This window comes from Staphylococcus caprae (assembly GCF_003966625.1).
In the GTDB taxonomy this organism is placed as follows: domain Bacteria; phylum Bacillota; class Bacilli; order Staphylococcales; family Staphylococcaceae; genus Staphylococcus; species Staphylococcus caprae.
Genome location: NZ_AP018587.1, coordinates 1,610,369 through 1,622,723 on the forward strand (window position 1 = coordinate 1,610,369; position 12,355 = coordinate 1,622,723).

The window sequence follows — 12,355 nt, forward strand, 5'->3', positions numbered from 1 at the left end:
ATTTAAACTTCCTTTCCCATAATTTGATTTAAAATATCTGCAACTTTTTTTGACTGGTTTTCACTCATAGTTTCATTCGTCATCGTTTCATAAAAATTTTTAATAATCGATTGGTCGTCTTGTTTTTTTATCTCTATATTTCTATATTCTTCATTAATTTCAAAAGTTTTATTAGTTAGCGCTAATGTATTTGGATATATTTGCTTTAATTTCATCATAGGATCATTGATGTGAGACATATTCGAGAGTTTAAAATGTATATAATTATCTTTATTTTTGATTGGTAAACGCTCTTGAATGACATCATCATAATCTCCTTCTATGACTTCTAACTCACGTAAAGGTTTTATTGGTACAAATGTATCTTCAATATCCTGCTTCTCTTTAATACGAACAATTCGGTAACCTTTCGCTTGATTAATTTCAGAAAATGAATATTGTAACAATGAACCACTATACTTAATCGTATTATCATTAATACTAAAAGGATGATGTAGATGACCAAGCATAACGTAATCAAATTGTTTAAAAGATTGTTTCTCTACCGATTCAACAGTTCCTATAGTTAGAGGTCTTTCGGATTCAGAAGTTTTACCACCTTGAATAGTTAAATGACCAATAAGAATGTTAACTTTGTTACGATCTATACTTTGACTCATATATTCTAAACAGCTATTCAAAGCTTCTTGATGCGTTGATATGTCCTTATCTTTGAAAAAGTCTTGTACTTCACTCACAGTAGCAAATGGTAATGTGAAAAATTGAATACCATTAATCTCAATAGGCTTATGAATATCTTCTAATTTCGTCCTTATGTATAAATGATTGCTTTCAAACCACGATGCACCATAATTCAATCTTTCTTTTCCATCATGGTTTCCACTAATAATTATGATAGGTAAGTGAAGTTTGATATTCAATTCCGCAATTGTATCTTCAAGTAAACCCATTGTCTCCTTACTAGGATAAGATGTATCGTACAAGTCACCTGCAATAACTATAACGTCAGGTTTCTCCACTTTCATTTGATTTACAAACTGAGTTAACACGTATTTTTGATCTTCTAACAGTTGTTTACCATTTAATATTTTCCCAAGATGCCAATCAGCCGTATGTATGATTTTCATATTCATCCTCCTAATAAGAACGTTTGTTCGTATTTTTATTGTATAATCTTTTTATCATACTTTCAAGTAAAAAAGCCACTTATCAAATCTGATGACAAGTGGCTTTTCCCCCATTATTTAACTAATGATTTTTTTAATTTTTTATACTTATAAAACATTGCTAATCTCCAAGGCACAATCATACAAAATGCTAATAAGAAAAACATACCAGCAATTTCTCCAGGATCAATTTCGTTACTAATAAAAATTTTGATGACTGTTCTTATGATTAATAAAGAAATTAAGATAACAGGAAAAGCTTTAGAGCGTTTCATATAAATTTCGCTACCTTTTACTTCAAATCTAGATGTCCAAATTAAAACCGTAGAGAAGAGTACGCCTAAAATTAGCGATTCCAACATTTCCATTCCAGTTAGTCTGAAATATGGAATTATATACATTAAAGCTCCTGTCGCCATAAAAAATGGAGGTAAAATGATTTTCTTTTCATTAACAGGAAACTTTTGAGCTTTCATTCTGATTACAATTACTACTGCACCCATTAAAAACGCGACTACAATAGAAAATATTAGATAAGCCAATTTGACACCTTCTTATGACATAAACTTAATACTCTTAATTCATCACATGATAGTATATCACTATCACTATATCAATGACTACTTTAAACTTTCTAAAAATTAAAAAGTTGAATGATTTAATTTGTAAAAATTGCTTATGGAAACGCTAGGATTGAGAGAAACTTGTATTAGTACACTTTCAATTCTGAGAACTCTCCCCAATGCGTTAAATGCGACTGAAAAATTAAATGATATCCCAACTTCTTAGAAAAATAAAAAATCGGACGTCACAATGCTATATATACACTGCAACGTCCGTCATAGTAAATTTTATTTACCTTTCATGTTTTGATCCATGTTTTTATTCATCATTGTCATCATTTGATTAATTTTCTTTTGTGATGGTTTTTGACCCATTTGCATCATCATCATACGTAGCATTTCTTCATTGATAGGTGGGTTTTTTTTGAGGTAATCCATCATATATTTTCTTGCTAGGAAGAAACCACCGATTAATCCTATGATAAGTGCTAAAATGATTAAAATTATTGCTAACCAAGTTGCCATTGTTTCACCCACTTTCTTTATCCTACTGAATTTTACTAAATTCACTTAGTTATTTCAAGAGCTTCTTTAAGACTCGTATATGCTATTCCAAAAGTTATGATAACAAATTACAGTTTTACAACACAATACAATCATCAATAATAAAATAAAAAGGTTACTAACTAATAAACTTTAGCTAGTAACCCAAATATAATATTGTTTATTTTACAATTCTAAGTATTTATTTACTTAAAATGTACGAATTTGATTTAAAATATTTTCTTTAGTGAAGCCATATTTTTCAACGACTAAATCTCCTGGAGCACTTGCGCCAAAGCCATCAATACCGATAACTTTACCTTCAGTACCTACATATTTATGCCAACCAAGTGGAGAAGCCATTTCTATAGCCACACGTTTAGTAATAGAAGCTGGTATCACTGATTCTTTATATTCATCAGATTGTTGTTCAAATGCAAACCAGTTTGGCATAGATACAACTCTAACACCTTTCCCTTGTTTGTCTAAGTCTTTGGCAGCTTCTACTGCTAAACTTACTTCTGAACCAGATGCTAATAATAAGTATTCAGGTTCTTTTTCAGTTTCAAATACTACATATGCACCTTTACGAACTCCTGCTTCAACAGTACCTTCTGCAATATCTAATGTAGGAAGATTTTGACGAGTTAATACTAAAGAAGTTGGTGTATTTTCAGATTCAAGTGCAACTTCCCATGCAACACGTGTTTCATTACCATCAGCAGGACGAATAACGTTCATATTAGGAATTGCACGTAAACCAGCTAATTGTTCAATAGGTTCATGAGTTGGGCCATCTTCACCTACTGCAATCGAATCATGAGTGAATATAAATGTTGAATTAAGACCCATTATAGCTGACAATCTTAAGGCAGGTTTCAGATAGTCACTGAATACAAAGAACGTTGCTCCATATGGATGTAAACCACCATGAGCGGCCATTCCATTTACTGCTGCACCCATGGCAAATTCACGTACACCAAACCATATGTTTTTACCTTCAGGTGTTTCTTTGTCATAATCTTTGGCTTCTTTAACATTTGATTTATTTGAACCTGCTAAATCGGCAGAGCCACCGAAGAATGATGGTACAGTTTGACTAAGTTTTTGAATAATCTCTCCAGAATCTGCTCTAGAAGCTCCTTTATGATCTAAATCATATTTTGGTAATTCTTTTTCGTAATTTTGAGGTAATTTACCACTGATAGCTAACTTAAATTCTTCAGCTAATTCAGGGTATTCTTTACTGTAGTCCTCTAATTTAGCTTTCCAAGCATCTTCATTTTCATTTGCACGTTTTAGCATTGTAGTTTGGAAAATTTCATATACTTCATCTGGCACGTTGAAACGTTTTTCAGGATCTAAACCATATGCTTCAAAAGTAAGTTTTCTTTCATCTTCTCCTAATGGTGCACCGTGAACACCATTTGAACCAGCTTTATTAGGTGAACCAAAGCCAATTACAGTTTTTACTTCAATAATTGTTGGACCTTGTTGTGATTTAGCTTTATTAATAGCATTATCTATTTCTTCCAAGTCATTGCCATCTTTCACTAAGATGTAATTCCAACCATATGCTTCAAATCTAGATTTTGTGTTTTCAGAGAAAGATTTATTTAAATCTCCGTCTAAAGAAATATCATTAGAATCATATAACACAATTAACTTATCTAACTGGTTATGACCAGCAAATGACGCTGCTTCATGTGAAATTCCTTCCATTAAATCTCCATCTGAAGCTAACACATAAGTATAATGATTAACCATATCATAATTGTCTTTGTTGAATTTACCAGCCAAATGATTTTCAGCTAAAGCCATTCCGACTGACATTGCAAAACCTTGTCCAAGAGGGCCAGTTGTAACTTCTACGCCATCTGTATGTCTGAATTCTGGGTGACCTGGCGTCTTAGAACCCCATTGTCTAAATTGTTTAAGTTCTTCTAATTCTAGACTGCCAGATACGTGTAATAAACTATATAGTAAAGCAGACCCGTGACCTGCTGATAAGATAAATCTATCTCTATTAAAATAATCTTTAGATTGAGGATTAAAATTCAGATGACGTGTCCATAGTGTATATGCCATAGGAGCTGCTCCCATAGGTAAACCAGGGTGTCCTGAATTTGCTTTCTCGATAGCATCTATACTAAGCGCACGTATCGTATCGATAGCTAATTGGTCTTTTTCATTAAACATCGTTGTGTCTTCCCTTCTTCAAATAATATCTATATTTAATTATAACTTATTTTAAATTAAAATGATAAAGAAAAATCAGATAAATTCACTCACATCATATGATGAATAAACAATATCAATTCATTTAATCTTTTCCTTTATTTTCTCTTTCGGCCTGTATTTTCTTAAGTTTTTCAGGTGTTACATCATTACCTTCAGGGTCTATTACTTTAGTATTTTCGATTTGTTGTTTGAATCCCTTTCTAAATGAATCTAAATATTGTTTTCTTAGCTTTGATTGTTCTTTAGCCTCTGCTTCAGTTAAACCTTTTTCCTTCTTTTTCTTAGCTAATTCATTAATTCTGTCTATATTCAAATCTTCCTTAGACATATATTGCAACTCCTTTTTAATCAAATTACTTATTAAAGATGCTTATTTAATATTTTACGATGAGTTTCTATAAATATTATAGAAGTAAAATTCTTGAATAGAATATATCAAAAAAATGAGCATAACCAAATCGTTACGCTCATTTCATCCATCTTAATTCATTCTTTTATAATAGCTTTAATTAACTAATGCGAACACTGAAGTGTCATTTTGTTCGCTATTTTGTTTATATTCAACTTTATCATTAGTTTTATTATTATCTTTTTGATGAATTTCATGATCCGTCATTTCGTACGTTTGTTCTGAATGGGCGCTTTGATTCACACTTAAAAAGAATGTTAGAAATACCATGCAAGAGACGAGTACTACAGCTATATATATTAAAAACTTTTGTTTTGTATTAGTTAACATCAATCTCACTCCTAGAACGTTTGTTTGTATATTTAATTTACCAGAACGAATGTTCTCTGTCAACAACAAAACGAACAAACGTTTGTTTTTATTGTAGATTAATGCTATAATCAAATTAAATAAAATTAGGGAGTGCCTATATATGAGAGAACTAACTAAACGACAAAGTGAGATTTATGATTACATTAAACATATTGTTCAAACAAAGGGTTATCCACCTAGTGTTAGAGAAATTGGTGAAGCAGTTGGCTTGGCATCTAGTTCCACAGTACATGGACATTTATCAAGACTAGAAGAAAAGGGCTATATTAGAAGAGACCCTACAAAACCAAGAGCCATTGAGATAGTTAGCGAACAATTAGATGAAGTAAATGTAGAAGAAACCATTCACGTTCCGGTAATTGGTAAAGTTACAGCGGGTATGCCAATCACAGCAGTAGAAAATATTGAAGAATATTTCCCATTACCAGAACATTTAACTTCAACGCATAACAGTGATATCTTTATTTTAAATGTAGTGGGCGACAGTATGATTGAAGCTGGAATTCTAGATGGCGATAAAGTGATTGTTCGAAGCCAAACGATTGCTGAGAATGGTGATATCATTGTTGCAATGACAGAAGATGAAGAAGCTACAGTAAAACGTTTTTATAAAGAAAAGAATCGTTATCGTTTACAACCTGAAAATAGTACTATGGAACCTATTTATTTAGATAATGTCATAGTAATTGGAAAAGTTATTGGATTATACAGAGAAATGTAGTGATTAATTACTATTCTCTCTAATAAGACCTCCTTTATCATATATAACTCATATAACATGTAAAAAGACTAGGCAGTTTATTTATCGAACTACCTAGTCTTTTGTTTAGAACCTTTTTTTAAAATATCTTTGACTTTATCCAATACATCGGGTTGTTTTTCATTTTTAGTTGTCATATATATCTACATCCTTACAACATACAAATACCCCTATATCTTTTAGATAAACGTTTATCCGGTATAATCTTCGGTCCAAAATGGTTGTTTATCTTCATTAAAGTCAACACCTAAACCTAAATTCTTATAATGCGTATTGAGTATATTCTTTCTATGACCTAAGGAATTCATGAGTCCCTCGTGAGCATATATACTACTTACTTGCCCGTAGGCCAGGTTTTCTCCTGCTGCATTAAAATCTATATGGTCCATTTTCAATCTATCAAATGGAGAGTTCCCTTGTTTATCGGTATGATCGAAAAAGTGATCTTCAGACATATTGACACTGTGCTTTCTAGCAGTATTAGAAATTGCGCTTGAATATTTCAAAGTATTTAATCCATGTTGTTTACGTTCTGAATTAACTAAATCAAAATCTTGTAATTCAAAACTCTTTTCAAGTGATTTAGAAGGAGCTCCATATTGATTTCGTAAACGATTCTCCATATTTTCACTTACTTGCAACAATGAGGTTACCCCATTACTTTCATGTTTATCATAGAACACCGTCGTGTATACATGATCTTTGTGGAACACATCGTACTCTTTATTTTTAACTTCGAAACGATATCTCCCTTTATTAATATATTGAATGGGGTTTCCTAACCGAGATCTAACAGTTTTTTTAGGTGTTGCATATTTTATCTTTGATTTTGAAGAAATTAAGTTCTGATTTGTATACATCGCATTAACTCGATTTTTAATATAGCTAATCATAATAAAGTTATTATAATCTTTGTCGTAATACGTATACCAATTTGTTCCATACTCATTGGAAGTCACACGCTTTTGATGACCTGATTTATTTTCAACATCTTTTTTAGTCATATTCATTTGAATATTGTTAATTGCAAATTCTTGTTTATTTGGTATAGCTAAAGCATTTTCACTACTGTTTGTATCATCATTTAACCAAATGTCTACTTGGTGTCGAACCTCATTTTGAAAATGAACCAAAGGCGCTATTTCTTTAATCGGAGTGAATATAACAACACATAATAAAACTACAAAAAATAATAGAAACCTTTTAATTATTTCCACCTACTACTTCATATTAGTCTCTATCACCATTAAAAATAGAGTTTCTCACAATGACATAGTCAACAGTTCTTAGTGATTTCAAGTCTTTACCACCTGCATATGAAATTGAACTTTGTAAATCTTGTTGCATCTCAGTTAAAGTATCTTTAAGTGAACCTTTATGTTCTACAAACATCTTTTTACCTTCAACATTTTTATGTTCACCTTTTTGGAATTCTGAAGCACTACCAAAATACTCTTTATATTTTTTACCTTCAAGTTCAACTGTTTCACCTGGAGACTCTTCGTGCGCCGCAAATAGTGAACCAATCATAACCATTGATGCTCCAAATCGAATGGATTTGGCAATATCACCATGTGTTCTTAATCCACCGTCAGCTATAATAGGTTTTCGTGCTGCTTTACTGCAGATATTAAGTGCAGCTAATTGCCAACCACCTGTACCAAATCCTGTTTTAATTTTAGTGATACAAACACGTCCTGGTCCAATACCTACTTTAGTGGCATCAGCACCTGCATTCTCAAGCTCTCTAACGCCTTCAGGTGTGCCAACATTACCAGCAATCACAAAGCTTTCTGGTAAATATGTTTTGATATGTTTAATCATATTAATTACAGAGTCTGAATGACCATGTGCAATATCGATTGTAATATACTCAGGAACTAGAGATTCTGAAGCGAGTTCTTCTACAAATTTAAATTCATTATCTTTCACGCCAACAGAAATTGAAGCAAATAGCCCTTCATTTTGCATCTTTTTAATGAAAGGAATACGTGCTTTCTCATCGAAACGATGCATAATGTAGAAATAGTCATTTTTAGCAAACCATTGAGCTAATTCTTCATTCATTACAGTTTGCATATTTGCAGGTACCACAGGTAATTTAAAAGAACGTGGTCCGAACTTTATAGAAGTATCACATTCTGAACGACTATTAACGATACATTTATTTGGTATTAATTGTATATCTTCATAATCAAAAATCTTCATTTTTTTCTTTTCCCCTTACAATAGAAAATTTTAAATAGGATTAATTTATTAAAACCGAATAATCTCATTAAAAATACTTATATTATTCAGTTATTTATATCCTTATTAACTGTACATTGTTTTTCGACTATTGTAAATGGACTAAAGACTTATATTAAAATTACCAGCTAGATTTTTTAACGCCAGGAATTTGACCCTTGTGCGCATGTTCTCTAAAAGCAATTCTAGACATTTCAAATTTACGTAAAACGCCTCTTGGTCTACCAGTGACTTTACATCTTCTAGTAAGTCTTGTAGGAGAAGAATCTCTTGGGAGTTTTCTTAAAGCTTCGTAATCACCTTTTGCTTTTAATTCTTTACGCAACTCATAATATTTTTCTACAAGTTCTTGTCTTTTTTGTTCTTTTACTACTTTAGATTTCTTAGCCATTAAAATAACCTCTTTTCTATAAATCGTAATTATTACGTTTTATAGAATAACATAAATTCTCATTTATACAAGTAAAAAATTTCTTTTAACAATCATCATACATGTCTTCTAATTTACCCGTCTGTCATTAAAAACTATTTAAGCAACAAAAAAGTCTCTTCCATAAATTACAGAAGAGACTATCAATTTCAAATTGTCGTATTTGAAAGATAAGAAAATTATTTAGTTTCACGATGTAACGTATATTTATTTAATCTAGGGCAGTATTTTTTCATTTCAATACGTTCTGGATTATTACGTTTATTTTTAGTAGTAATATAGTTACGATCGCCACATTCAGTGCAAGCTAATGTAATATTTACGCGCACGTTAAACACCCTTTCTAATGTTGTTAGGAATTCTTACGATTTAAAATTCTACCATATTATATGAAGGTGTGCAATCTAATCATTTCAAATTAATTATTTAAAATTTTCATAAGTTTCGTCTTTTTCAGTTTCTAAATCAATTTGGTTGATATCGATGTCTAATGCTTTAGCTACACCTTTACCATATTCTGGATCAGCTTTATAACAATGACGTATATGACGAATTTTCACATCTTCAGTCACCCCGTCCATCGCATTTGCAGTATTAGTAAAGATACGTTCTTTCGCATCATCTGATTGTAAACGGAATAACTTACCTGGTTGTTCAAAATAATTATCATCATCTTGACGGAAGTTATATTCATAACCATCGCCATCAGTTGGGAATGGCGGTTTCTTGAATTCAGGTTGTGAATCATAAACACCTTGGTTATTAGGATAATAGTGCGGCCCTCCACCTTGGTTATCATCTAAGAAACGCATTTGACCATCACGACTAAATGGGCATAAGTTCTCTACGCCAACAGCTTTAGGTTGATTAACAGGAATTTGCCAGTGGTTAACTCCTAATCTATAACGTTGTGCGTCACCGTATGAGAATAATCGACCTTGTAACACTTTATCAGGTGAAAAGTCTAATCCAGGTACAATATTTGTAGGTGCAAATGCGGCTTGTTCTACATCCATAAAATAGTTCTCAGGATTGCGGTTTAATTCAAACTCTCCGACTTCTATTAATGGATAATCACCTTTGTACCATACTTTAGTTAAATCAAATGGATTGTCTGGATGATTTTTAGCTTGTTCTTCTGTCATAACTTGGATATACATTTTCCATTTAGGATAATCCCCTTTTTCAATGGCATTGTATAAATCTCTTTGAGAAGAATCTCTATCCATTCCCACGATTTCAGCCGCTTCTTCATCAGTATAGTTTTCAATACCTTGTTGCGTTCTAAAATGGTATTTTACCCAAACGCGTTCAACTTCGTCATTATACATTGAATACGTATGGGAACCGAATCCATGCATATTACGGAACCCTTTAGGCATACCACGATCTGACATTAAGATTGTAACTTGGTGTAATGATTCAGGGACCCCTGTCCAGAAATCCCAGTTGTTTTGAGGACTTCTCATATTTGTTCGAGGATCACGCTTCACAGCACGGTTTAAACTAATAAATAATTTTGGGTCTCTAAAGAAGAATACAGGTGTATTATTTCCTACTAAATCCCAGTTACCATCTTCAGTGTAGAATTTTAAAGCAAATCCTCTAATATCACGTTCTAAATCTGCAGCCCCTCTTTCACCAGATACTGTTGAGAAACGTGCAAACATTTCAGTTTGTTTTCCAACTTCAGAAAAGATTTTAGCGTTCGTATATTTTGTTATATCGTTTGTCACTGTGAAAGTACCGAAAGCCCCAGAACCTTTTGCATGCATACGACGTTCTGGAATAACCTCGCGATCAAAATGTGACATTTGTTCTAAATAATAAATGTCTTGCATCAATAAAGGACCACGTGGACCAGCTGTCATACTATTTTCTCTATCTGATACTGGTGCACCAAATAAGCCCGTTAATTTCCCATCTTGTTTTGACATTATAAGTTCCCCCTCTTATTACTTTTAATAATAATTACAATGTAATATACATTTTAATTAAACCCGTTTTAATAAGCAATTAAACACAAATTCACTACGTATTAGAATTTTCACAGAAATTTTAAATATTTTTTCACTTTAAAGTGATAAAAAGTTATTGAATACTCTATCTAAAACGATTAAAATGGTGGATATATTTAATTAGATGGGAGACACCATATGGAAGATAACAATATGAAACGAAGTCTCAATTCGAGACATATATCTATGATTGCAATTGGTGGCGCTATCGGTACAGGTCTATTTGTAGCAACCGGCAGTGTAATTTCACAAGCTGGGCCTGGCGGTGCAATATTAGCCTACATACTTATTGGAGTTATGCTTTACTTTTTAATGTCATCTATTGGTGAATTAGCGACATTTTACCCAGTTTCAGGTTCTTTTAGTTCCTATTCTACCCGCTTCGTTGACCCTTCTTTAGGTTTTACTATGGGTTGGCTTTATTGGGGAATGTGGTCGCTTGTAACAAGCGTGGACGTCATTGTAGCTTCAAATGTTTTGCAATTCTGGGATGTATTTAAAGTATTAAGTCCTTTAACTTGGAGTTTGATATTTCTAACATTCATTTTCTTAATCAATATATTTTCAGTAAAAGCCTTTGGTGAAACTGAATTCTGGCTATCACTTATTAAAGTCATTACGATTATTGTTTTTATAATATTTGGTATATTAATGATTTTCGGTATATTAGGTGGCCATTCTTATGGTTTTGAAAATTATACTAAAGGACAAGCACCATTTGTTGGAGGTATATCAGGAATATTGAGTGTGTTACTTGTAGCCGGATTCTCTGTTGGAGGTACCGAAGTTGTTGCAGTAACTGCTGGAGAGTCTAATAATCCTCAGAAATCTATGCCTAAAGCGATTAAACAAGTTTTCTGGAGAATTCTTTTATTCTATGTTTTATCTATCGCAGTTATCGCGGCAATTATTCCATATACAGATCCTTTGTTACTCAATAAACACGAATCTGTTTCTCAAAGTCCGTTTACAATCGTATTTGATAGGATTGGCATTGCGTTTGCGGCATCAGTGATTAATGCTGTTATTTTAACTTCATTGTTATCAGCTGCGAACTCTGGTATCTATACAACGAGTAGAATGCTATTTTCATTAAGTGCAAATGGTCAAGCTCCTAAATTTTTCGGTAAGTTAAATGACAAAACTAAATTACCAATGCGTGCGTTAGTTACAACTTATGTATTAATTGTGCTTGTCATTATATACGCAAATTTTAATGCTAACGCAGTGTTTAATCTTCTTAATATCATTGGTTCAATGGTTATAGTTGTATGGGGATCAAGTATATGGTCTCAAATTAGATTACGTAGAGCTATTAAACGCCAAGGTAAGAATCCAAATGAATTACTGCCTTATAAAGCACCATTTTATCCAGTTGGTCCAATTATAGTGATTATTACATTGTTATTTTTACTATTAGGTAACTCGTTCGGAAGTATTATTTCAGGCGATTTCTTAAGCGTATTAAGAAACTTTATGCCGATCATCATACTTGCAATTATTTATTTTGTTCATAAAGTTATTAAACGTACACACTTTGTTAAATTAGAAGCGATGGACTTAACACCACACAATTATAAAGATTAATTTTTAAAAGCGATGATTC

At 32.1% G+C, this 12,355-nt stretch carries 13 protein-coding genes; 2 read left to right on the forward strand and 11 right to left on the reverse strand.

What is annotated here, in order from left to right:
- Window positions 1-2 precede the first annotated feature (2 nt).
- The 6 genes from sbcD to sosA all read right to left on the reverse strand — a co-directional run bounded on the left by sbcD (window position 3) and on the right by sosA (window position 5,252).
- Window positions 3-1,127 carry an exonuclease subunit SbcD gene (gene sbcD / locus JMUB898_RS07645; RefSeq protein WP_037541429.1) on the reverse strand — a complete coding sequence of 375 codons (1,125 nt, stop codon included), beginning with the start codon at window positions 1,125-1,127 and terminating at the stop codon, window positions 3-5.
- Window positions 1,128-1,240: 113 nt separating this feature from the next.
- Entirely contained in the window at window positions 1,241-1,708 is a 468-nt protein-coding gene (locus JMUB898_RS07650) for a CcdC family protein (RefSeq protein ID WP_037541428.1), read from the reverse strand.
- A gap of 309 nt (window positions 1,709-2,017) precedes the next feature.
- Window positions 2,018-2,254, reverse strand: coding sequence for a YneF family protein (locus JMUB898_RS07655; RefSeq protein WP_037541427.1), 237 nt, complete (start codon window positions 2,252-2,254; stop codon window positions 2,018-2,020).
- Window positions 2,255-2,482: 228 nt separating this feature from the next.
- Window positions 2,483-4,471 carry a transketolase gene (gene tkt / locus JMUB898_RS07660; protein ID WP_002442720.1) on the reverse strand — a complete coding sequence of 663 codons (1,989 nt, stop codon included), beginning with the start codon at window positions 4,469-4,471 and terminating at the stop codon, window positions 2,483-2,485.
- Window positions 4,472-4,595: 124 nt separating this feature from the next.
- A complete protein-coding gene (locus JMUB898_RS07665) occupies window positions 4,596-4,841 on the reverse strand; it encodes a DUF896 domain-containing protein (RefSeq protein WP_002442718.1) in 246 nt (81 codons plus the stop codon).
- A gap of 177 nt (window positions 4,842-5,018) precedes the next feature.
- Window positions 5,019-5,252 carry a DNA damage-induced cell division inhibitor SosA gene (gene sosA / locus JMUB898_RS07670; RefSeq protein WP_002442716.1) on the reverse strand — a complete coding sequence of 78 codons (234 nt, stop codon included), beginning with the start codon at window positions 5,250-5,252 and terminating at the stop codon, window positions 5,019-5,021.
- Between the two features lie 142 nt (window positions 5,253-5,394).
- Here sosA and lexA point away from each other — a divergent pair, with 142 nt between their 5' ends.
- Window positions 5,395-6,015, forward strand: a complete 621-nt coding sequence (lexA, locus tag JMUB898_RS07675; protein ID WP_002442714.1) for a transcriptional repressor LexA — start codon at window positions 5,395-5,397, stop codon at window positions 6,013-6,015.
- Between the two features lie 230 nt (window positions 6,016-6,245).
- On the opposite strand, the gene JMUB898_RS07680 is transcribed toward lexA, so the two are convergent.
- The 5 genes from JMUB898_RS07680 to JMUB898_RS07700 form a co-directional block, all read right to left on the reverse strand.
- Complete coding sequence (locus JMUB898_RS07680; RefSeq protein ID WP_002442712.1) at window positions 6,246-7,271, reverse strand: CAP domain-containing protein; 1,026 nt, start codon at window positions 7,269-7,271, stop codon at window positions 6,246-6,248.
- Window positions 7,272-7,284: 13 nt separating this feature from the next.
- Window positions 7,285-8,262 carry a GMP reductase gene (gene guaC / locus JMUB898_RS07685; protein ID WP_002442711.1) on the reverse strand — a complete coding sequence of 326 codons (978 nt, stop codon included), beginning with the start codon at window positions 8,260-8,262 and terminating at the stop codon, window positions 7,285-7,287.
- A gap of 160 nt (window positions 8,263-8,422) precedes the next feature.
- The gene (rpsN, locus tag JMUB898_RS07690; RefSeq protein ID WP_002442709.1) at window positions 8,423-8,692 is read right to left on the reverse strand and encodes a 30S ribosomal protein S14; all 270 of its coding nucleotides are present in this window, start codon (window positions 8,690-8,692) and stop codon (window positions 8,423-8,425) included.
- 218 nt (window positions 8,693-8,910) lie between these two features.
- A complete protein-coding gene (gene rpmG, locus JMUB898_RS07695) occupies window positions 8,911-9,060 on the reverse strand; it encodes a 50S ribosomal protein L33 (protein WP_001831295.1) in 150 nt (49 codons plus the stop codon).
- 93 nt (window positions 9,061-9,153) lie between these two features.
- The gene (locus JMUB898_RS07700; RefSeq protein ID WP_126501970.1) at window positions 9,154-10,668 is read right to left on the reverse strand and encodes a catalase; all 1,515 of its coding nucleotides are present in this window, start codon (window positions 10,666-10,668) and stop codon (window positions 9,154-9,156) included.
- A 219-nt stretch (window positions 10,669-10,887) separates the two neighbouring features.
- On the opposite strand from JMUB898_RS07700, the gene JMUB898_RS07705 reads away from it, so the two are divergent.
- Window positions 10,888-12,336: an amino acid permease gene (locus tag JMUB898_RS07705; protein WP_002442705.1), complete on the forward strand. Its 1,449-nt coding sequence runs from the start codon at window positions 10,888-10,890 to the stop codon at window positions 12,334-12,336.
- Window positions 12,337-12,355: the final 19 nt, after the last annotated feature.